Genomic DNA, 21,083 nt, shown 5'->3' on the forward strand with positions numbered 1-21,083 from the left:
GGCCGTCGCTGGGCCGTGAAACACCCCCGACAACGAAAGCGATGCTGACCCACGAGGAGCGATCCCCGCTGGTCAGCGCCGCTTTCAGCTCGTCTGGATCAGGCAGCCTGCTTGGTCTCCCAGAAGATCCTGCCAATCTGCTGGCTGCCGCGCGGGCAACTGTGCGAGTTCTGTCCATGCTGGCGTGATTTCTTGGGTATGATTCTGTCCTAAAAGGAGGACCACATGCTGGCTGGCCTCGAGCCGGGCACGCAGCTACTGCGGCGTGAGGTGCACGAGCGTTATGGCGGCCGCCGCCAGGGTGGGATCGGACCCTCGCGAGAGGCGCCGGTCGTACTCTTCTTCACCGACCCTGCGAGCGGGCGCCAGCACGGCTACTACGACGGGTGGGGTCCTGATGGCACGTTCCACTATGTCGGCGAGGGACAGCGAGGTGACCAGCAGCTCACCCAGGGCAATAGGGCGATTCTCAACCACGTCGAGGACGGGCGGACGCTCGAAGGCTTTCGCGCTGAGGGCACCTCGGTTACGTACCTGGGTGAGTTCTCGCTGGCCGACTACTACTTCACCGATGCTCATGAGACTGGCGACGTCAACGTCTTACGCCAGGTCGTCGTGTTCCGGCTCAAGCCAGGCGGGCAGGTTCCTGTAGATCTGCCATCCCTCCCTGTTCCGCCGCCATCGACAAACACCGTGACGAAAGTGCCCACCGAGGAGAGGCACACGGAGCGTGCACACGTGACTCCGACCCGTGATCCGTACGAGGCTGAGCGCCGTGAGGCGGAGCTCGTTCAGCGTTACCGCCGCGCACTCGATCTCGACGGCCAGACTGTGAGCCGACTTCGGGTCGTGCCCGCGGGGGAGTCCGCTCCGATCTACAGCGACTTGTGGAACGAGACGACAGGCGAGCTCATCGAGGCGAAGGGCACCGTGACTCGAGAAGCCCTTCGTATGGCCGTTGGTCAGCTCCTCGACTACGGCCGGTTCGTCAACAGCAAGCGCTACGCCGTGCTAGTGCCGATGCGCCCTCGGGACGATCTTCTGGCGTTCCTTGCCGCGGCTGGTGTCACGGCCATCTACCCCGACGGCGCCAGATGGATCCGGACCGAGCCCTAGGCTAGGAGCTGAACGCCTCCGCTGCCACCAGGCGCACCCGGCCACCTCCCGCGCGCCGTGACCAAACCCGGCCCAGTGGCGTCCACGAAGGTGGTGTGCGACTGGCCCGGCGACGGGCGGGGTGTCGTGTAGGGCGGGCCCACACCGGATGGCTGAGGCGATACGAACTCCAAGTTCACACGGCATGCCTGAGGCACCGAACCGACGGGCGCGGACGCGTGCGTCCACGCCCGTACCAAAGAGGTCGCCTGCAAGCAGGCTCAAGATCAGCCACCCCCAGCCCAGCGTGCATGACCGTCGTTGGACATGGCTCCCATAGGCAGTGGTGGCGAACACGGGTTGCACGTGATCCGTCACCAGAGGTAACAGTTCAGGCCACGACCACGACGTCACGTTAGAAGTTGTCGTGAGCTGCGCGTGACCGGTGAGGTGAGCAACAAGGTGGGAGCAAAGCGTCCACGTCTCCGTAGCACGTTTACGGTGGGAGGCGAACAGGCGGAAGCGGACGCTCTTCTCGACGGCGCCTTCTATGATTCGGACGATTTCGCTGTGATCGCGTCGCGCGAAGACAAGCGCTGCTTTGTCGTCGGCCGCACGGGATCGGGTAAGTCTGCTGCACTGCAACGACTTGAGGAGCTCAATCCAGACCATGTGATTCGGATCAGTCCAGAAGACCTGTCGCTCCCCTATATCACCAATTTGCAGGCAATCAGGTACTTAGACTCACTCGAAATCAATCTCGACAATTTTTGGACAACGCTCTGGAAGCATGTACTTTTGGTCGAAATAATTCGCCACAGGTATAAGGTTAATTCGCCAGCTGCGAAGCAGAACTTCCTGAGTGAGCTTCGTGACCGAGTCAAGCGCGATCAAGCAAAGCGGGCAGCACTCGAGTACCTCGACGAGTACGAGGGCCGCTTCTGGGAAGAGGCGGACCAGCGTGTTAGGGAGATTACGCAGAAGTTCACAGAGAAGATCGACGCGGAAGCAGCTGCTGAGGCGAAGGTGGGCAGCGTGGCGAGCGTCAAGATTGGTGGCAAGGAAGGCTTCGAGACATCCAGCGAATTCACTGAGGAGCGCGTTGATCGATTCCAGCGGATCGTCAATGATACTCAATTAGCCAGACTCAACAAGATGATCAACGTCTTAGACGACGAGGTGCTTAACAGGCCGCAGCACTTCACCTACGTTGTCATTGATGATCTGGACCGCGACTGGGTTGACGAGAGGATTGCGAATGATCTAATCCGATGCTTGTTTCGGACCGTGATTGATCTGAAACGAGTGCGGCACCTAAAGGTCCTTGTCGCCCTGCGCACGAACATCTTCCAAGAGCTGCAATTCGGTCGTCGAGGCGGGGGGCAAGAGGAGAAGTTTCGTGCGCTAGTGCTGCTGATGAAGTGGACCAAAGCGGACCTGACGGAAATGCTGGATGAGCGGGTTAGAGTGGCCGCTCCAAAGGTGGGGCTGCAGGTAGAGTCGGTTGCAGATTTGTTCCCGAACGCAAACAAGGCGCGCGGAAACCCTCTGGACTACATGCTAGATAGGACGCTACTCCGCCCGCGCGACGCCATTTCCTTCGTTAACGAGTGCTTGGCCTTAGGGGCGGGGAGCGACCGAGTTTCCTGGTCGGATTTGGCATCTGCGGAGCAAGCGTATTCATCGAAGAGGCTTTTGGCCTTAAGGGATGAGTGGAAGCAAACATACCCGGATATCGATCAAGTTTTCGAGAAGTTTCGAGGAAGTCCGGTCGCGATGTCTCGGCAGGATCTTCAGGAGCGTCTCGACTCGGCGATGCTTCTTCTTTCCGAGCCAAAGTTCTCGGGCGTTCGGTGGATGACTGATGTCACCGACACGATGTGGAATTCAAGCACCGAGGCATCCTGGTTCGATCTCTATCAGCCGCTTCTTAAGGTGCTTTTCACTGTTGGCTTGATAGGTTGCTCTCGAAGTGACATTCGGCGGGCAACCTTCTACTCAGACGATCCGCTCTTCATTGACCAGAGGAGCAATATTCAGACTACTCGGTCATATTTTGTGCACCGCGCATTCCATCGAGCGCTAGATATCAGATGAGGTATCTTCTTGCGCCTTCTTGCGCCTTCTTGCGCCTTCTTGCGGCGCCGTCCCATCTCGACGACCTGTCGGAGGGCGTACCCCATGGCCACCCGTGGGCGGAGCGTGCAAGGTCGGGTGCGGTTGGGTTGGGGCCGCCTACGGGCGTCCGCGCGGCCGGTTTGGCGACAGGTTGACGTGACGGCACTCAGTAGGCCAGGGGGAGCGGGAGCGCCCCCGGAGTACCCCCGGAGATCAACGGCAGAAGCTCACGACAAACAGACAGTCGCGACAGGTGCGCTCGCGTGCCCCCGCAGTGTACGAAGGGCAACGGCAGCTATCGGGACCTGGCTGAAGTAGTGGATCTTGACTCCGCGGGTTCATGGCGCCCGGAGGAGGCAGCTCAAGGGCGAGGCCCAGCGCTGTCGTAGTAGCGGCGGCGGGCGGCCTTAATGACCTGGAGGGCAGGCCCCGAGGCGTGGTCGACGTTGAGGGGCGGGTGCAGGGTTCGGATGATGTCGCCTTCGACGTTCCGCGGTGTCGGGTGCTCGCACCAGGAGACGCGAAGGTTGGTGGTCATCCATTCGGTGAGTCGGGCCTCGTCCTCGTCGACCAGGACGACGCGGTCGGTCCAGCGGGTGCGGTAGCCCTGTTCATCGAGCAGGAGGCCGGCCAGGGTACGGCGGAGTGTCGAGCTCCCGCTCCGGCGGAGGTGGTTCGAGGCGAGCCGAGAACGGAGCTTCGTCGCTAAACCGATGTAGAGCAGGCGGAGGTCCGGCTCCGTGGGGTGGGCGGGGCCGGCGAGCTCGGGCAGGATGGCAGACGGCGCCCACCAGGCGTACAGACCCGGAGCGACGGGCGCCTGGGTGCGGACCTCGTCAGTGCGGACCGGGCGGGCCAGCAGCTCGTCGACGACGGCGTCGCGGGCCGGGGGAGCGGATGCCATATCAGCAGTCTGCCCGGCGGTCCCGGGACCCGAGGAGCCGTTCGTCAATCGTTCGTCAGGACGCCCATCAGCAGCGACAGGCGGCGAGCGTCAGCCGAACCTATTGACGCAGGTCAGCGCGGGGCCGAGCCGAATCGCCGCAGGTAGCCGTGACCTGCGGATTCGTTCCGCTTCAACGTGTAGAGCGGGCTGTTTCCCAGTCAGTGCGTTACAGGGCGCCCGTTGTCCCCATTTTGTCCCCACGAGCGGAGAGTGCGGACATGAGATCAGCGGCGGCAGCCGTGGGCGACCTTGCCGGTGCCGGACACTCCGCTCACGCCGGCGGTTCGCCGAGGTGATGAGCTCCGTGGGACCCGCGACCGTTACGCATCGAGCTGGATCATGTCGGCGTTCATCACGTCCGGTGTGATGAGCCTGCCACTGAAATTGACCTGCTCGAAATAGTCAAGGAATCCTGCTTCCTTCGCGCCGGCTTCGAGCCTGTCGCTGAAAGCCTTGTCGGTCAGCTTCCAGACGGCCATGTACCGATAATCCATGCGCTCCGGCCCCGTGTTGTCGTTGATGGCGCAGCCGAGGAACTGGGCACCCTGTTCGACTTGACTCATGATGAGCGGACCGATCTTCTCGTGGAAGAACTGCTGTCGCTCCTCTGAGGAAAGCATGAGCCAGGACGGCCTCGCCTTCCAGATCTCGGTGAGGATGTAGCCGCTCTCGCTGCCCATGGGTGTCCTCCTGGCGCCCGGCCTGACCGACATCTGTAGCCCCCAAGGCTGAGGGACCGTCCAGTCTCGCGGCCGGCTACGGCAGCCGGACATACGCAGTGGTGCGTACGTCGTGCCGCGGACGGCGAGCGGCTGTCAGGGTGTTCCCCGACGGCGCCACCGTCCTGCGCGCTGACTCGGCCCACACCGCAGCACCGTCGTGTGGGCCAACCCTCGACGACGCCCTCGCAGTGCACGGCCACGACGGGCGGGCGCACCACACCCGTATACCTCGACGCTGCGGCGCCGACGGCGCCGACGGCGCCGACGGCGTAGAGGCCACCACAGAGCGCCCTGTACGCGCCTGTGCCGAGCGGTCAGCCACCCCCACCCCGCCACACCACGCCCTGCCGCACGGGAGACCTATGGCCCTTACATCCAAGGGCGCCGGGCTCGATCCTGCTGCGAGGACGCGCGGCTACAACCCGAGGTGGAGAGAGTGATGGTCGAGCAGACGAGTCCCGGCAGCACGACCGGTGCCGCTGACGGGCACGGAGGGGCGCGGTTGAGTGGCGGGGTGATCGCGACTCTCGTCGGTGTAGGGCTACTCCTCGTTTTCATGATCCAGAACACGGCGCCGATCACCTTGCATTTCCTCTTCTGGAGCTGGTCCTGGCCGCTGTGGTTGTTCACCCTGGTCACCGCGCTGCTGGGCGCGGTGGTGTGGTTCGGACTGGGCGTCCTGCGCCGCCATCGGCGCCGAGTGGCGCGCCGTGCGGCTCGGTGAGGTACGGCCGGTCGGATGTGACGGCACTGCCTCGGTCAACGCCGCGGTAGGTCGCTGAGCGGCGCCGCTTCGGCAGTCAGCAGAAAGCCTGCCGTCGTGTCGGACGGCAGGCTTTCGGGTTCGCGGGTGGAACGATCAGGTCAGCCGCCGATCGCGGCGAGTCCGCGCTGGAGATCTTCCAGGTTCATCGCGGGCACGATCTCGACCACTGCACCCATCTGGAACAGCGGCTCGGTGATCTTCGGAAGCTGCCCCGGGTCGTCGAGGTCGAACACCGCGATCATGGTCCGCTGACCCCGCACGGGCGCGAAGTAGGTCGCCTCGGGCTTGATCATCTCGATGGTCGCCTGGATGGTCTTGGCCATGTTGCCGCTGGCGATGGCCTCACTCCCCTTGTCGACGTTGGGCTGGGCGACGAGCAACATGCGCATGACGGACCTCCGTCCTGGTGGTGGGGCGACTCGCACCGTTACCTGGTGTCGGAGGATGCGACGCGAGTCGCACCGCCATGGCGTGACCAATGGGTCCCAAGTCACCGCGACCGTGCCGGTCTCCGGGTGGCACTTGGGGCAGTGAGCCTACTGCGCCCCGCCGAACTCCGATTTCGTCAATACGTAGAACTGCGTACTGCAGAGCGGGGCGCGCCGTGATCTTCCAGGTCGGAGGGCCGATGCCGCCCCTCCTCGCGATCTCGGTGCCGTTTTCGATCAGGGTCGCGCCCTCAGCCGATCCTCTCGTAGCGCAGGTACACGGTGCCGCTGCGGAAGGCGCGCTGCTCGACCAGCCGCAGCCGCAGGTCGGCGCCGAGCGGGAAGTACGGCTTCCCGCCGCCGGTGAAGGCCGGCACCACCCTCGGGCGGAACTCGTCGATCAGGTCCAGCAGCGATGCAGCCAGACCGGCGCCGCCGACGGCCAGGTCACCGTCGGTCTCCTTCTTGAGCCGGACCACTTCGTCGACCGCGTCGACGCGGCGTACCAGCCGGCACCCGGGCGCGACCGACGCCAGCGAGTCGGAGAACACGATCCGCGGCGTCGCGGTGTACTCGCGGGCGAACTCCGCCTCCACCTCGGACCCGTCGGCCCGCTCCGGCGCCGTCCAGAACTCCTCCATGACCTCGTAGAGGCCGCGGCCGAACAGGAACGCCGTCGTCTCGCGGGTCTGCTGGTTGGCGAAGCGGTGCACCTCCTCGTCCGGCTCGGAGAAGGCGATGGCGCCGGTCGGGTCCTCGATGTAGCCGTCGAGGGAGATGCTCATCGTGTAGCTGAGAGTGCCCATGCGGACGTAGACCGCCCGGCTGATCCGAACTCATCGTCAGCGCGGTCGGATCAGCGCCACAGCCGTGACCGGTCGCTTGCTCGACGACCGCTGCTCGAGCGGGTCGTCCGCTTCCTTCACTCCCGGCGGTCGGGCCCGGGTGATCGTGCCGCCCGGGCGCTGCTCAGGCGCTCGTGGAGCGCTCGCCCCCGGGGGTGGCGGCCGTGGCTCGCGTAGATGCCCTGCACGAGCCGAAGGAGGTCCTCGCGCGCGGCGGTCCAGCGCCGACGCACGTCGTCGACCTCGTTCTCGCTCAGCACCGTGCCGTCGTGGGCTGCGGCCTGCAGCTCGCGCAGGGCCTCCCGCATCATCCGCGAGGCGACGCGGACCGGGTGCGTGCGCCCGCCGGACAGGAGCGAGACCACGTTCGACTTCCGTTCCGCCTCTTCGACGGCGTCGTCGGCGTCGTTCCGCAGACCGTGCCAGCGCTCGTCTCCGGGCGATGCCTGGTGGAGGCGACGCAGGGCGCGGAACTCCGCGTCGGAGGCGGACAGGAACTCGGCGACGCCGTCGACGAACGCCTTCTCCCACCGGGCCTCGGACTGGTAGCGCCTCGTGCGCCGGTCACGCACCGACTGCGCCGCGGCCGCGATCACACCGCCGAGCACGGTGCCCGAGAGGGCCGAGATCGTCCCTAGCCAGGTCGGGTCCGCCACCCGACGAGGGTACCGATCACCACGCGATTCACCTCGTCGTCGAGGTGCAGTGCAGGAGGAGTCCCGCGCGGGAGCTACTGCGCGGCGCTGGTGGCGATGCTGGTCAGGCTCGGCCCCGACCAGCCGCGGGCGACGGGCTCCGCCTGGGCGTTGACGACGACGTGGCCGTCGCGACGGGAGGCGTAGGCGTCGCCGGTGTAGCGGACCGTGCCGTACCGGCCGCGCTCCCGGGACAGCTCGGTCACGTTGCCCGTGCCGCTAGTGTCCAGGAGCTGCTCGAGCGCACGGGCGCTCGACTCGTCGGGCATCTCGACCCAGGACACCGCGACGACCGCGGCGTCGCCGTCCTGGTCGCGCAGCTCGAAGTGGGCGCGGTGGAGAGCGGCGCAGGGGGTGCCGCGGAAGAAGTCCTGGATCTGCCCGTAGGAGTTGGCCGCGCAGTCCGCGGAGTCGTCGGTGACCGTGGCGATCACGCGGACGCCCTGCCCGACGAGGCGCGTCTGTGCCGCGCTCGAGTCGCTGCTGCCGACGTGCGACCCGTTCCGTGCCTGCGCACCGTCGTCGGCCGCGACGGACGCGTCACCGGAGGACATCGCGTTCCCGATCGCTGTCGCCGCGCCGGTCCCGGCCAGGAGGGCTATGCCGAGGGCGATGGCGAGTGACGTGCGTCCGCCGCCACTGCCCTTGCCGCGTCCGCCACCTGTGTCGCCGATTCTCACTGCCAACGGGGAGCCCTCCGGGTCACACTCACGGTCATGGGGACAGCGCGTCGCGTCATTCCGGTGTTACGTCGACCGTCCGGGCACGTGCAGGGTCGGCCGGTAGATCAGCTCCTGGATGTGGCCGTCGAGCGTCCGGCTCTCGATCAGCTCGAGGTCGAAGTCGGCCGCACCCCGGAAGATCGGGTCCAGCCCGGTCTGCCCGGTGATCACCGGGAAGAGGGTCACCTGGACGCGGTCCACGAGCCCGGCGGCCATCAGCGCCCGGTTCATCGACAGGCTGCCGTGCGAGCGCAACGGCACCTCGGACTCCTCCTTGAGCCGGGCGACGACGTCGACGGCGTCGCCGCTCGCGACGGTGGCGTCCGGCCAGTCGAGAGGTCCTTCCAGGGTGGTCGACACGACCGTCGCCGGCAGGCTCCTCATACGGGTGACCCAGGGGTCCCGCACCTCGGAGTCCTCGGTGCTGGTGGCCAGCATCTCCGCGAACGCGCGGTACGTGGTGGCCCCGAAGACCATGCGCTGCTCGTCGTCGTACAGGGCGAGGCGGTGATCGAGCAGCTCGGGGCCCTGCTTGCCCCAGTAGCCGGTCCAGTCGCCGGTGGCGGCGCCGAAGCCGTCGAGACTGGAGAAGACGTCGAAGGTGTAGGTCGCGGTCATGGTCGCTCCTCGGATTCCGGGTGCTCGGGTTCGGGGTGACAGACCGGCGATCACGGCGGGACTCATCGCCGTCGGACACCCGGAGCCTGTCTGCTCGGCCCTCGCGTCGGCGTGACCCGGCTACGTTGGCGACGGTTCCTTTCTTCAACGGCGAGGAGAGCTCATGCGTACCGGCATCGTGATGACCGCCCGGCCAGGGGTCGAGGATCTGGCCGTCCGGGCCGAGGAGCTGGGGTTCAGCAGCTTCTGGGTCTACGACACCCCGATGGTCAACGGCGACCCGTTCGTCTCCCTGGCGTTGTGCGCGAAGGCGACGAGCAGGATCAAGCTGGGGATCGGCGTCACCTCGCCGGCGCTGCGCTCGACGCCGGCCGCCGCGGCCGCGGTGTCGAGCCTCAACGCCATCGCTCCGGGCCGGGTGATCTGCGGGGTCGGCACGGGCAACACCGCCCGCCGCACGCTCGGGATGCTGCCGACGAGGATGGCCGAGCTCGAGTCGTTCACCGCCGCGCTGCAGGACCTCACCGCGGGCCGGGAGACCGGGTACCGCGAGGGCGACCGGGAGCGCACCATCCGGTTCCTGCACGTCGGGCCCTATGTGAACACCACGGATCCGGTGGAGTTCGTCGTGGCGGCGTTCGGGCTGAAGGCCGCCGCGATCGCGGGCCGGCTCGGGGCCGGGGTCATCTCCTTCGGGCTGCTCGCGCCCGAGGCGTGGACGGCGTTCGACGCGGCGCGGCGGGAGGCGGCGCGCGGGGCCGGCCGGCCGGAGGAGGCCGACTCCTACGTCATGACCTCGCTGCACGTGCTCGCCGACGGCGAGGACCGCCACGGCGACCTGGCCCGGGACAGCATGGGCCACGTCGCGATGGCTCTGCTGACGTTCGCCGCGGACAACCCGGGGTTCGCGGAGACGCTGGAGCCCGAGGAGGCCGACGCCGTCCGGCGGCTGCTGGAGCGCCGCGGCACCACGGCGACCGACCCGAACCGGCACGCGACGCTGTACCGCAACTACCTCGGCCGCATCGAGCCCGAGGACCGCGACCTGGTCGTGCCCTCGCTGGTGGACAAGCTGGGTCTTGTCGGTACCCGCGCCGAGCTGCTCGACCGCATCGCCGCGATGGAGAAGGCCGGCATCACCGAGATCGTGATCCAGCCCGTCGTGGACCCCGAGACCGAGATGACCGAGCTGGCGGCCCTGATGTCCTGAGGTCGCGAGCGCCGCGGGGCGGCCGGCCCCCTCGGCCTGCCGGTCATCGCCCCTCCTGCCCGCGCCGGGTCAGCAGGCGGCCACCGATCAGGCCGGCCACCGCCGCGGCGCCGACCAGGCCGGCCCCCGCGGCCGTCCCGAGACCCTGGCGGACCCGGACCTCCGGCCGGATCACCGCGGGTTGCGGCGGCGGCGGCGGCCGCTCGACCTGGTTCTCGCGCGCGGTGGCCGCCCACGCGGCGATGAAGATCAGGAAGCGGGACACCGTGTACATGAAGACCATGAGGCCGAGGATCGGTCCGAACGCGGCGCCGGTCGGGCTGCGAGTGACGAACGCGAGGTACACCACCATCCCCTGCTTGATGAGTTCCATGCCGACCGCGGCGAACGCCGCCGCGCGTCTCGCGCTGTGCCAGGTCATCCGCTCGCGAGGCAGACGCGCGTAGATCCAGAGGAACAGCAGCCAGTCGGCGAGCAGGCTGAGGACGACGCCGAGCGCGGTGAGGGACACGCGGGCCCATCCGAAGTCGGCCAGTCCGAGGAGCTCCAGGATCCGCTCGGCGAAGAAGCCGGCCGCGGTGGTGATGCCGAAGGACACCGCCGCCGCCAGCCCCAGCCCGAGCAGCGCGAGCAGGTCGACGGACAGCCGGCGCAGGAACGGCGGCGCCTGCGGCGGCTGCCCCCACTGCTCGGACAGGGCGGCGCGCAGGTTGCTCATCCACCGCAGCCCCGTGTAGGTCGCGATGAGGATGCCGATCACCCCGACGGTCGAGGCGGACGCGACGGCCTGGTCGATGATCGAGTTCACCGTCGCGTCCAGCGTGGCCGGGAGGGCCTCGTCGATGTGCGCCCGCAGCCGCGCGAGGGGGTCCGGCTCGGAGACCAGCACCAGCGTCACCACGGCGAACGCGACCATGGTGAGGGGCACCAGCGCCAGCAGGCTGAAGTAGGTGATCCCGGCCGCGTAGTGGTTCCCGTGCCGCTCGGTGTACCGCACACCCGCGCGCACCACGTGGTCGAGCCACGGACGGCGCCGGCGGAGCCGGTCGAAGCCGGCCAGGACGTTCGGCTGGTCGGTCACCGCGGCCTCCCACGACGGTCTCCGGTGCGGCGACCACGGTCGCGAACGCGCCGCCGGCTCCGCTCACCCCGGCGGGGTGACGTGCACGGGCCCGGCGTCGTGCCGACCCCTCCGCGCGACCCGTCGCCGGTCCCCGGTCCGAGGGTGGCACCCCGCTGCTCGTCGACGCGAGGGGCGGGACCGGGCACGATGCCGGAGTGGACACGCAGGCGGGCCCCAGCCTGCGGGCGAGCGGCCGCGACGTCCGGGACGGCCTGATCGGGCTCGTCGCCACGGGGGTGGCCCTGCTCATCGCGGCGTGGGTTCTGGACGGGCTGTCCTTCGCGCACTGGTGGACGGCGTTCGTGGTCGCCGCCGCGATGGGCGTGGTGGACGCGCTGGTGCGCCCGGTGCTGCGGGCCCTCGCCGGACGTGCGGGCGCCGTGACCGCGCTCGTGCTCGGCGTGCTCGTCCAGGTCGCCGTGGTCGAGCTCGCGCTCCTCGCGGTGCCGTCGGCCTCGGTCGCCTCCCCCGGCGACGCGGTGGCCACGTTGCTGATCGTCGCCGTCGTCTCGGCCGTGACCCGCTGGCTGCTCGGGATCACGGACAGCTCCTACATCGTCGCGGACCTGATCCGCCGGGGCGAGCGGCGACGTCGCCGCACACCGGCGGCCGGCCCGGCCCCCGGGTCCTCCCCGGTCGGTGTCGTCGTGGTGCAGGTGGACGGCCTGCCGTTCCCGCTGCTGCAGCACGGCGTCGTCTCCGGGGTCCTGCCGATCCTGTCCCGCTGGGTGCGCAGCGGCAGCCACGACGCCGTCCGCTGGTGGGCGCGGGTCCCGTCGACCACGCCGGCGAGCCAGGCGGCCCTGCTGCACGGCACCAACGACGGCATCCCGGCCTTCCGCTGGTACGAGAAGGACACCGGGCGGTTGCTGGTCGCCAACCGCCCCGCGGACGCGGCCGACCTCGAGGTGCGGCTGTCGGACGGGCGCGGGCTGCTGGCCGACGGCGGCGTGAGCGTCTCGAACATCTTCAGCGGGGACGCGCCGACCGCCTTCATGACGATGAGCCGCATCACCGGCCGCGGCGGCCTCGGCCCGGGTCGCGGCTACGTGCGGTTCTTCGCCAGCCCGTTCGTGTTCCCCCGGGCCCTGGTGCGCACGCTCGGCGAGATGGTCAAGGAGCTCCACCAGAGCAGGCGGCAGCGCCTGCGGGGGATCGAGCCGCGGGTCCGCCGGCGCGGCGCCTACGTGGCCCTGCGGGGGCTGACGAACGTCCTGCTGCGCGACCTCAACGTCGCGCTGGTCGCCGAGCACATGATCGCCGGGGCGCCGGTGGTCTTCGTCGACCTCGTCGACTACGACGAGATCGCCCACCACGCCGGGGTCGCCCGGCCGGAGTCGCTCGCCGCGCTGGCGGGTGTGGACGAGGTCCTCGGCACCCTCGAGAGGGTGGCGGCGGCCGCGCCGCGGGAGTACCGCTTCGTGGTGCTGTCCGACCACGGGCAGAGCCAGGGGCCGACGTTCCGCCAGCTGACCGGCCGCGGCCTCGAGGCGGCGGTCCGCGAGCACACCGACGCGTCGAGGACGGCGACGCTGGCCGACACCGGCGACGTCGAGGTCTGGGGCCCGCTCAACGCGATGCTCGCCGAGGTCCTGCCGGCCGTCCGGCCGGCGCGGTCCGACGGGAGGCGGGGCCCCGGCGGCACCGGAGTCGTCGTCGGACCGGAGCGGGGGAGGCGGGGCGCGACGACGGCCGGGCCGTCCGACGGCGAGCGGCCGGAGCTGGTCGTCGTGGGCTCGGGCAATCTCGGGCTGGCCTGGTTCCCCCGGCTGCCGGGCCGCGTGCCGATCGAGGAGCTGGGGCGTCGGTTTCCGGCGCTGATCCCCGGCCTGCTCGCCGAACCCGGGGTCGCGTTCGTCGTGGTGGACAGCGCGCGCGGCCCGCTGGCCGTCGGCCCGGACGGGGTGCGGGTGCTGCTCGACGACGTCGTCGAGGGCCGGGACCCGCTTGCCGCGTTCGGGCCCCGGGCCGCGGCCGACCTGGCGCGCGTCGCCGTCATGGACTCCTGCCCCGACCTCTACGTCCACTCCACGGTCGACCCGCGCACCGGCGAGGTGCACGCCTTCGAGGAGCTCGTCGGCTGCCACGGCGGCCTCGGCGGCTGGCAGAACGACGCCGTGCTCGTCCACCCGGCGGACTGGCCGCTGGCGGCCGACCTCCTCGACCGCACGGTCGAGGGCGAGGAGTTGCTGTACGGGGCCGACGCCGTCCACCGGCAGCTCGTGCGGTGGCTCGAACGGTGCGGTGCACGACGCCTCCCGACCACGGAAGCCCCGGCCGGCGGCGGGCGGCCCTGCGCCGTGCCGGGCCCACCCGGCGCGGGTGAGGTGGCGGCGCGGATCGCCAGGACGATGGGGATCACCGGGGAGGCTCGCGACCGGACGGCTGCGGAGGAGGCGGGATGCTGACGCGGATTCGGGACATGCCCGCGGGGACGGTCGGCTTCGAGGCGGTCGGGAAGGTCGACGACGACGACTTCTCCGACACCGTCGAGCCGGTGCTCCGGCGGGAGATCGCGGCCGGCCGATCGATCCGGCTGCTCTACCTGCTCGGCCCCGACCTGCGGGAGTACGAGGGGGACACGCTCGCCGAGGAGGTCAGGTTCGCGGCGCGCCACCCCACGTCCTACGAGCGGGTCGCCGTCGTGAGCGACGAGGAGTGGCTCAGGCCCGCGCTCCGCGTGCTCTCCGTGCTGGTCCCGGGGCAGCTGCGCGCCTTCCCGGTCGCGGAGCTGCCCGCGGCCAAGGACTGGCTGGCCGTCGGCGACCGGCCGTAACCACGCGCACGTCGAGCTCCCCGCCCGGGCCCCGGTGAACGCGGCGGGGTCCTCGCGGTGCGCGAGGACCCCGCGCGGCCTCACCGCTCCACGTGCAGCAGCCCGAGCCGCCGGGTCGCACGGGTGATCGAGACGTAGAGGTCGGCCGGGTTGTGCGCCCGGATCCGCTCGGGGTCGACGATCACGACGGCGTCGAACTCCAGGCCCTTCGCCGACACCGGCGTGTGCACCTCGGCCGGGAGGTCGGCGAGGCCCTCGACGTCCGCGGCGACGACCGCCAGCGTGCCGCGTTCCAGCTGCGCCGCCTCGGCCTCGACGGCCTTGCGGGCCTCGGCGACCAGCCCCGACGCGGGCACGGTGCGCTGCCACGGGTCCTCGCCCGCGTCCCGCACCGACTCCGGCGGCCGGCGGTCGGGCGCGAACTCGGCCAGCACCTCCGCGGCGAGGGCCATGATCTCGGTGGGCGTCCGGTAGTTCACCGTGAGCGTCCGGTAGGTCCACCGGTCGCCGAGGTGGGGACCCAGCACGTCCGCCCACGCCTGCGCGCCCGCCGGGGCGCTGCGCTGCGCGAGGTCGCCCACCGCGGTGATCGAGTGGGACGGGCACCGCCGCAGCAGGACGTGCCAGTCCATCGCGGACAGTTCCTGCGCCTCGTCGACGACGAGGTGCCCGTACCGCCAGTCCCGGTCGCCCGCCGCCCGCTCGGCGACACTCGCGAGGTGCCCGGGCACCTGCCGCGCGGCGAGCACGTCCGCGGTCACGAAGTCGGTCGGGCGCAGCTCGTCCGGGTCCTCCCCGGCGATCTGGCGGTCGGCCGACTCCAGGATGCTCAGCACCTCCGCGGCGTACACGCCGTCGGGTTCGGCCGGCGCGGCGCGCCCGGCGGGCGGGGGACCGAGCAGCTCGGCCAGCTCGTCGAGCAGCGGCGCGTCCGCCACCGTCCACGCCGACCCCTCGGGGCGGTGCAGCCCCGCGAGCCCGTCGCCGGCCGACGCCAGCCGGTGCGGGGACGCGAACAGCTCGGCCAGGGCCTGCTCGGGCGTCAGCACCGGCCAGAGCTCCTCGACGGCCGCGTGGAAGTCGAGGTGGGACCGCAGGTCGTCCCGCAGCTCGGCGCGCAGCTGCGCCGAGACCTCCGCCGCGCCCGCGGGCTCGATCTCGGGGATGTCGAGGCCGCGGAGGAGCTCGGCGAGCTCGGGCGGGTCCGCCAGGCCCTGGTCCAGCTTCTCCAGACCCTGCTGGACGAGCAGGCTGCCGAGCGAGTCGCGGAACGTCGCCCGGGCGGTGTTGTGCGGCAGGCCGGTGGCCCGGGCGCGCCGCCGCGCCTCCGCCGCCGTCGACCGGTCGATCACGACGGTCACGTCCTCGAGGTCGAGGGCGATCGGCGCGGCGGGCAGCGCCTGCCGGTCGGCGACGGCCCGGCGCAGGACCGCCAGCATCGCCAGGTCGCCCTTCGTGCGGGCCACGTCGTCCTCGTCGACGGCGGTCGCGACGACACCCTGTGCCAGCCGGCCCGGCGTCGTGAACACCACCGCAGACTCGCCCAGCGCGGGGAGCACGCCCCCGACGTACCGGACGAATCCCGCACTGGGCCCGACGACCAGCACGCCGCTGCGGGCCAGCCGCTCGCGGTGGGCGTAGAGCAGGTAGGCGGCGCGGTGCAGCGCGACCGCGGTCTTCCCGGTCCCCGGGCCGCCCTCGATCACGACGGCGCCGGAGAGGGGCAGCCGGATGATCGCGTCCTGCTCGGCCTGGATCGTCGTGACGATGTCGCGCATCGTCGAACCGCGCGGCGCCTTCAGTGCGGCGAGCAATGCGGGATCGGACGCGGACCCGGAATCCGCCTCGCCGTCCAGCACGTCGTCGTGGAATGTGGTGACCCGCTCGTCCGGCGCCGTTCCGGCGAGCTGGAAATGCCGCCGCCGGGTCACGCCGAGTGGCGTGGCCAGGGTCGCGCAGTAGAACGGCCGTGCCGCCGGCGCCCGCCAGTCGGTGAGCGCGTTCTCGCCGTCCGCGGGATCGGTGAGCCCGATGCGGCCGATGTAGCTCGTCGACCCGTCGGTGTGGTCGAGCCGCCCGAAGCACAGGCCCGACCGGGCCGCCGACAACGCGCTCACCCGCTCCGACCAGCGGTGGACCGACACGTCGCGCTCGTAGCGGGCGCTGAGCTCCTCACCCGTCGGCGCGGCCAGCACCCCCCGCGCCTTCGCTGCGGCCGCCGCGAGCTCGGTGGCGAGCAGGGCGTGCAGCCGCCGGATCCGCTCGGTCTCCGCGTCGACCTCCTGCTCGACAGAAACTCTTTCCACGCACTCTCCGTCCGTGCTATCCTGAACTTGCAGAGCTGCGAATTCCGCCTCTGATCGCACCCGTCAGAATAACTTCCCCGCACATTCCTGCGCAATTGTGTTTCCCGGGTGGTTTCCGGGTTCCGAGCATGCGGAGGCGACGGGAGCCCCCGGGTCGGTACCCGGGGGCTCTCGTCGCGGTGCTCCTGCGTCAGCCCAGGATCCGTGCCTTCTGGGCGGCGAACTCCTCGTCGGTGAGCACGCCCTGGTCCCGGAGCTCGGCGAGCTGCTTGAGCTGCGTGATCATGTCGGGCCCTGCCGCGGCCGCCGGGGCGGCCGGGGGAGCGGGGGGCGCGTAGCCGCCCTGCGGCTCCATCTGCGCCTCGTAGGCCCGCTCGCGTTCGGCGGCGGTCTCGGCGTCCCGGTCGGCGAATCTGCGGGCCTGGCGGCGCTGCACCCGGCCGGCCACCGAGCTGGCGGTGCCGGCGATGATCGCGGTGCGGGCGATCCCGCGGAGCAGACCTGGCATGGTGTCCTCCCTCAACTCGGCCGGACGACGGCCTCGAGCCGCTCCACGGCCTCGAGCACGTCCGGCGCCGGGATCCGCTGGCTCGCGACGAGCTCCCCGCCGGCGTCGAGCACCGCCCCCACGAGCGGTGCGGCCCAGTAGTTCTCGTAGAGGATGAGCGCGGCCATCGTGCCCGGCCGCATGAGCTCGGCGACCGCTCGCACGTCGTCGTCGTGGATGAGCCCCGACTGCGCGCCCTCGAACGCGGTGAAGCCGCCGATCCCGGCGGACGTCACGTCGGTGAGGTCGATGCCCGAGTACGACCCGTCGGCGGCCTTGCGGATCACCGTGAGGTCGTAGAGACGGACGATGTCGCGCCGGACGAGGTCCATGAGCGCATCGCCGCAGGCCTTCGTGTCGGCGTCGTCGGGGAACTCCAGGAGCACGAAGTCGATCGGCCCCGCGCTGATCTGATCCGGCATCGCTGCACCACTCTCCCGTCCCACCCGGAAAGGTCCGGCCGCACCGGACGCTAGGCAGCGTCGGCACGGGACGGCTCACCCCTGACGGACGACTTCGGCGCCGGTAGGCCGCAGCGATCACTGCACGTCGTCGGTCGTCGCGCGTGGGTCGTCGGGCGACGACACGGTGGTCGAGACCGCGGGCTCGGTGAACCCGCCGTGATCGCGCGGACCGGCGCGGCGCTCTGAGTCCGCTCCACCAGGTCGCCGTGCTGCTCGCGCCCGGCGGTCCACCACGCCGGGTCGGTGCAGGGTGTGGCCGCGTCGCTTGCCCCGCGGGGGCCGCTGCTGCTGGAGTACTCGCGTGACCGACCCGCTGCTCGGCCCGCAGGACGCCGCCACCGCGGCCCGGCTCGCGCACGAGCCGATCCTGTGGCTGAGCACGGTGGACCGCACCGCGCGGCCGCACACGGCGCCGGTCTGGTTCCTGTTCGCGGACCCGCGGATCGTGGTGTTCAGCCGCCCGGACACGGCGAAGGTCGGGCGGATGCGGAGGAACCCCGCGGTGGGCTTCTCGCTCGACAGCGCCGCGGGCGGCACGGACATCGTGCTCGGCGAGGGCGACGCCACCCTCGCCGGCGCCGACGACGTCGTCGACGACCTGGCGCCCTTCGAGGAGAAGTACCACGTCCTGCTGGGCGCGCAGAGCTTCGCCGAGTGGCTCCGCACCTTCTCCCAGCCGGTCGTCGTCACGGTGACGAAGATCGTCTCCTGGCGGCCCGGCCCGGGCGGGCTGGACCACCGCAGGATCGTCTGACCCCGCTAGGAGGGATTGGTCGGGCTCTCGACCTTCTGCTTGATCTCGGCGAGGGTGTGTTCGAGGCCGGCGCGGATGCGCTCGCCGTCGACGTGCTCGGTGTGCAGGGTGACGGTGACCTCGGAGCCCTCGGCCGCGGCGTTCACGGACAGCTCGCCGTGGTAGCCGTTCAGCCCCTCGGACCCCCAGCGCAGGGAGCGCAGGGCCGGGTCGCTGTCGAACCAGGCCTCGCCCTCCTTGCGCTCGCCGTCGACGTCCGCGACGACGTGCACCTCCTCGGCCCCGCCGGGCACGTCGCCGGTGGCGGCGCTGCCGGTCGGCTCGGCCTCGCGCATGGAGTCGAAGTAGTCCGGGAGGTTGTGCACGTCGGACAGGTAGCGGAACAGCGTGTCGGGCTCGGCCGCCACAGTGGTGGAGTGTTCGTAGTCACCCATGCCGAACGGATACCCACCGGGCGGCCGGCCCACCCCGGTCAGCGCCGGGCGCGCACCGCCGCCGCGAGCTCGTCGAGCAGGGTGGAGGTGGTGTCCCAGGACATGCACTTGTCCGTGATCGACCGCCCGTAGACGAGCGCGCCGCCCAGGGACTGGCTCCCCTCGACCAGGAAGCTCTCCATCATCAGCCCGGTCACGCCGGTGTCGCCGCCGGCGATCCGGCCCGCGATCTCCCGCACCACCTCGGCCTGCCGGACGTGGTCCTTGCGCGAGTTGCCGTGGCTGGCGTCGACGACCACGCGCTCGGGCAGGCCGGCCTTCGCGAGCCGGGCGCGAGCGTCGGCGACGTCCTCGGCGGAGTAGTTCGGGCCGGCCGCGCCGCCGCGCAGGATGACGTGCGCGTCGGGGTTGCCGGTGGTGCGCACCAGCGCCGCGAGGCCGTCCGGGTTGATGCCCATGAACACGTGCGGGGCCGCCGCCGCGCCGATGCCGTCGACGGCGACCTGGACGTCGCCGTCCGTCCCGTTCTTGATGCCGACCGGCATCGACAGCCCGCTGACCAGCTGCCGGTGCACCTGGGACGCCGCGGTCCGGGCACCGATGGAGCCCCACGTCACGGTGTCGGCGATGAACTGCGGGGTGATCGGGTCGAGGAACTCGCACCCGACGGGCAGGCCCAGGGCGGTGATGTCGAGCAGCAGCCGGCGGGCGGTGCGCAGGCCGCGGTTGACGTCGAAGCTGCCGTCGAGGCCCGGGTCGTTGATCAGGCCCTTCCAGCCGACGGTCGAGCGGGGCTTCTCGAAGTACGCCCGCATCACGACGAGCAGGTCCCCGGAGAGCCGCTCCGCCTGCGCCGCGAGCCGGTGCGCGTAGTCGAGCGCCGCGTCGGGGTCGTGGATCGAGCAGGGGCCGACGACGACCAGCAGCCGGTCGTCGCGGCCGTCGAGGACGTCGACGACGTCCGCCCGGCCACGGGTGACCACGTCGGCGACCCGGTCGTCGGCCGGCAGCTCGTCGCGCAGCAGCGCGGGGGAGAGCAGCGGGCTGATCCGGGCAGTGCGGTGCTGGTCGAGCGCGGCCGGGGCGGCGGTATCGAGGGGGGACATCGGGGTGGGTCCTTTCACGGACCGGCCCCGGTCACACATCCGCCGAGCCGGCCCAGGTGGTTACCGGCTCTCGTGGGGATGGGTCAGCGCAGCAGGCTGCGTGCCGACCCATCCCGGGCCGGCCCGCTAAACCAGTATCGGCGCGCCATGCCCACCACCGTAGCAGCCACGCTCAGCCGAGCGTCCAGATGGCGTAGTTGAGGGCCGCCGCGAAGGTGACCCAGCCCAGGTAGGGCACGAGCAGCCAGGCCGCCGCGCGGCTGTGCCGGGCGAACAGCGCGATCGTCGCGACGATCGACAGCCACAGCAGCACGATCTCGGCGAACGCGACGCCCGGGAGCCCGGCGGCGAAGAACAGCGGGGTCCAGGCCATGTTCAGCAGGAGCTGCACGGCGTAGACGACGTGGGCGGGCGCGGTCAGCCCGGCCCGGCGCCAGACGAGCCAGCCGGACACCGCGATCGTCGCGTAGAGCACCGTCCAGACCGGCCCGAACAGCCACGACGGCGGTGCCCAGGAGGGCCGGGCGAACGAGGCGTACTGCTCGGCGGCCGACGCCGAGGCGAGCCCGCCGACCACGGCGACGACCACCACCGCGGCGACGAACCCGAGCAGCGCGAGCAGGGCGGGCGGGCGGACCCGGGACGCGTGAACGGTCATAGCGGACAGTCTCGACCATCGAGAGACTTTCCGCGCGGCGAACCGCTCGCCGACGGATCTACCGCTCGCCGCATGCGGCCGCGAGTGCGCATAACGCCGTGACGACCTCCCCCGATTTTCCAGATGGAGTCCTCCCCATCTGGACAGGTGATGATCAGCGAACTGCGCGAGCCCGGGACCGCGACGCTGCGGACCGGACGCCACCGCCTCCCCGAGACGCCGCTGGAGCGGGCGTCGCGCGTGGTGGCGGCGGCGGTCGACGGCACCGAACTGCTGGCCGAGGCCGGCGGCCTCCTCCAGCACCTCGTCACGGGTGGCGCGGAGGTCGAGATCCTCGTGGCGGTGGACGCGGACACACGCCTGCTCGCCCGGTGCGGGCTGCGGTCGGTCCCGGTGCACCGGCTCGGCCTGCGGCGCCCGTTGCACACCGACGCGGAGGACGACCTGCTCGCCGCGCTCAGCGAGGTCGTCGGCTTCGATCCCGGTCCGGGCCTGGGGATCCTCGCGCCGGGCGAGCTCGCGGACCGGCCGGACCGGGCCGCCGTCGCGCACGCCGCCGAGGTCGCGGCGGCGGTGTACGGCGCGGAGATCGCGCGGTCGCTGCCGGACCGGCCCGCGGCGGCCCCGTCGACGGGCTACCTGCTCGAGGGACCCGAGGCGGCGCACAAGCGGTACGCGCTGGGTCCGGCGGCGAGCCTCGCCGAGTCGTTCCTCGCGGACCTGCGCGTCACGCGGCCCGGGGGCTGAGGA

22 protein-coding genes are annotated in these 21,083 nt (G+C 70.9%); 8 read left to right on the top strand and 14 right to left on the bottom strand.

All coding sequences use genetic code 11. The annotated features are described in order from the left end of the window. Positions 1-225: 225 nt before the first annotated feature. Together ACQP04_RS05915 and ACQP04_RS05920 are read left to right on the top strand one after the other, a co-directional pair. A complete protein-coding gene (locus ACQP04_RS05915) occupies positions 226-1,116 on the top strand; it encodes a hypothetical protein (protein WP_433506052.1) in 891 nt (296 codons plus the stop codon). 417 nt (positions 1,117-1,533) lie between these two features. Beyond that, positions 1,534-3,192 (top strand): P-loop ATPase, Sll1717 family, encoded by a 1,659-nt coding sequence (locus ACQP04_RS05920; protein WP_433506053.1) that lies wholly within the window; start codon positions 1,534-1,536, stop codon positions 3,190-3,192. A gap of 382 nt (positions 3,193-3,574) precedes the next feature. Here the strand turns inward: ACQP04_RS05920 and ACQP04_RS05925 are convergent, their stop codons facing one another. Next, complete coding sequence (locus tag ACQP04_RS05925) at positions 3,575-4,117, bottom strand: GIY-YIG nuclease family protein (protein WP_433506054.1); 543 nt, start codon at positions 4,115-4,117, stop codon at positions 3,575-3,577. Positions 4,118-4,479: 362 nt separating this feature from the next. Then, positions 4,480-4,839 carry a DUF6616 family protein gene (locus ACQP04_RS05930; protein WP_433506055.1) on the bottom strand — a complete coding sequence of 120 codons (360 nt, stop codon included), beginning with the start codon at positions 4,837-4,839 and terminating at the stop codon, positions 4,480-4,482. 481 nt (positions 4,840-5,320) lie between these two features. On the opposite strand from ACQP04_RS05930, the gene ACQP04_RS05935 reads away from it, so the two are divergent. Continuing rightward, a complete protein-coding gene (locus ACQP04_RS05935; RefSeq protein ID WP_433506056.1) occupies positions 5,321-5,605 on the top strand; it encodes a LapA family protein in 285 nt (94 codons plus the stop codon). A gap of 140 nt (positions 5,606-5,745) precedes the next feature. Here the strand turns inward: ACQP04_RS05935 and ACQP04_RS05940 are convergent, their stop codons facing one another. The 5 genes from ACQP04_RS05940 to ACQP04_RS05960 form a co-directional block, all read right to left on the bottom strand. After that, a complete protein-coding gene (locus tag ACQP04_RS05940; protein ID WP_433506057.1) occupies positions 5,746-6,030 on the bottom strand; it encodes a hypothetical protein in 285 nt (94 codons plus the stop codon). Positions 6,031-6,326: 296 nt separating this feature from the next. Then, entirely contained in the window at positions 6,327-6,881 is a 555-nt protein-coding gene (locus ACQP04_RS05945) for a dihydrofolate reductase family protein (RefSeq protein WP_433506058.1), read from the bottom strand. Positions 6,882-6,997: 116 nt separating this feature from the next. Continuing rightward, complete coding sequence (locus ACQP04_RS05950) at positions 6,998-7,576, bottom strand: hypothetical protein (protein ID WP_433506059.1); 579 nt, start codon at positions 7,574-7,576, stop codon at positions 6,998-7,000. Positions 7,577-7,650: 74 nt separating this feature from the next. Further along, positions 7,651-8,169: a hypothetical protein gene (locus tag ACQP04_RS05955; RefSeq protein WP_433506060.1), complete on the bottom strand. Its 519-nt coding sequence runs from the start codon at positions 8,167-8,169 to the stop codon at positions 7,651-7,653. A gap of 192 nt (positions 8,170-8,361) precedes the next feature. Continuing rightward, the gene (locus tag ACQP04_RS05960) at positions 8,362-8,955 is read right to left on the bottom strand and encodes a dihydrofolate reductase family protein (RefSeq protein WP_433506061.1); all 594 of its coding nucleotides are present in this window, start codon (positions 8,953-8,955) and stop codon (positions 8,362-8,364) included. Positions 8,956-9,118: 163 nt separating this feature from the next. Between ACQP04_RS05960 and ACQP04_RS05965 the strand changes: the two genes are divergently transcribed. Beyond that, positions 9,119-10,165 carry an LLM class flavin-dependent oxidoreductase gene (locus ACQP04_RS05965; RefSeq protein WP_433506062.1) on the top strand — a complete coding sequence of 349 codons (1,047 nt, stop codon included), beginning with the start codon at positions 9,119-9,121 and terminating at the stop codon, positions 10,163-10,165. A 43-nt stretch (positions 10,166-10,208) separates the two neighbouring features. Here ACQP04_RS05965 and yhjD read toward each other — a convergent pair whose 3' ends face one another. Continuing rightward, positions 10,209-11,246, bottom strand: coding sequence for an inner membrane protein YhjD (gene yhjD, locus ACQP04_RS05970; RefSeq protein ID WP_433506063.1), 1,038 nt, complete (start codon positions 11,244-11,246; stop codon positions 10,209-10,211). A 197-nt stretch (positions 11,247-11,443) separates the two neighbouring features. Here yhjD and ACQP04_RS05975 point away from each other — a divergent pair, with 197 nt between their 5' ends. Next, positions 11,444-13,696 carry an alkaline phosphatase family protein gene (locus ACQP04_RS05975; protein ID WP_433506064.1) on the top strand — a complete coding sequence of 751 codons (2,253 nt, stop codon included), beginning with the start codon at positions 11,444-11,446 and terminating at the stop codon, positions 13,694-13,696. Beyond that, complete coding sequence (locus ACQP04_RS05980; protein ID WP_433506065.1) at positions 13,690-14,064, top strand: STAS/SEC14 domain-containing protein; 375 nt, start codon at positions 13,690-13,692, stop codon at positions 14,062-14,064. The genes ACQP04_RS05975 and ACQP04_RS05980 overlap by 7 nt, the downstream gene beginning before the upstream one ends. An 80-nt stretch (positions 14,065-14,144) precedes the next feature. On the opposite strand, the gene ACQP04_RS05985 is transcribed toward ACQP04_RS05980, so the two are convergent. The 3 genes from ACQP04_RS05985 to ACQP04_RS05995 all read right to left on the bottom strand — a co-directional run bounded on the left by ACQP04_RS05985 (position 14,145) and on the right by ACQP04_RS05995 (position 17,339). Then, a complete protein-coding gene (locus ACQP04_RS05985) occupies positions 14,145-16,370 on the bottom strand; it encodes a UvrD-helicase domain-containing protein (protein WP_433506066.1) in 2,226 nt (741 codons plus the stop codon). 190 nt (positions 16,371-16,560) lie between these two features. Further along, positions 16,561-16,878: an SHOCT domain-containing protein gene (locus ACQP04_RS05990; protein WP_433506067.1), complete on the bottom strand. Its 318-nt coding sequence runs from the start codon at positions 16,876-16,878 to the stop codon at positions 16,561-16,563. A gap of 11 nt (positions 16,879-16,889) precedes the next feature. Then, positions 16,890-17,339 carry a DUF6325 family protein gene (locus ACQP04_RS05995; RefSeq protein ID WP_433506068.1) on the bottom strand — a complete coding sequence of 150 codons (450 nt, stop codon included), beginning with the start codon at positions 17,337-17,339 and terminating at the stop codon, positions 16,890-16,892. A gap of 343 nt (positions 17,340-17,682) precedes the next feature. On the opposite strand from ACQP04_RS05995, the gene ACQP04_RS06000 reads away from it, so the two are divergent. After that, positions 17,683-18,135: a pyridoxamine 5'-phosphate oxidase family protein gene (locus ACQP04_RS06000; RefSeq protein ID WP_433506069.1), complete on the top strand. Its 453-nt coding sequence runs from the start codon at positions 17,683-17,685 to the stop codon at positions 18,133-18,135. A gap of 5 nt (positions 18,136-18,140) precedes the next feature. Here the strand turns inward: ACQP04_RS06000 and ACQP04_RS06005 are convergent, their stop codons facing one another. From ACQP04_RS06005 to ACQP04_RS06015, 3 genes are all read right to left on the bottom strand, one after another. Then, positions 18,141-18,569 carry an SRPBCC family protein gene (locus ACQP04_RS06005; RefSeq protein ID WP_433506070.1) on the bottom strand — a complete coding sequence of 143 codons (429 nt, stop codon included), beginning with the start codon at positions 18,567-18,569 and terminating at the stop codon, positions 18,141-18,143. A gap of 38 nt (positions 18,570-18,607) precedes the next feature. Further along, on the bottom strand, positions 18,608-19,675 hold the full coding sequence (locus tag ACQP04_RS06010) for a 3-deoxy-7-phosphoheptulonate synthase (RefSeq protein ID WP_433506071.1): 1,068 nt from the start codon (positions 19,673-19,675) through the stop codon (positions 18,608-18,610). 172 nt (positions 19,676-19,847) lie between these two features. Beyond that, a complete protein-coding gene (locus tag ACQP04_RS06015; protein WP_037042950.1) occupies positions 19,848-20,333 on the bottom strand; it encodes a TspO/MBR family protein in 486 nt (161 codons plus the stop codon). Between the two features lie 150 nt (positions 20,334-20,483). Here ACQP04_RS06015 and ACQP04_RS06020 point away from each other — a divergent pair, with 150 nt between their 5' ends. Beyond that, positions 20,484-21,080: a hypothetical protein gene (locus ACQP04_RS06020; RefSeq protein WP_433506072.1), complete on the top strand. Its 597-nt coding sequence runs from the start codon at positions 20,484-20,486 to the stop codon at positions 21,078-21,080. Positions 21,081-21,083: the final 3 nt, after the last annotated feature.

This window comes from Pseudonocardia halophobica (assembly GCF_050948485.1).
Lineage (GTDB): Bacteria > Actinomycetota > Actinomycetes > Mycobacteriales > Pseudonocardiaceae > Pseudonocardia > Pseudonocardia halophobica.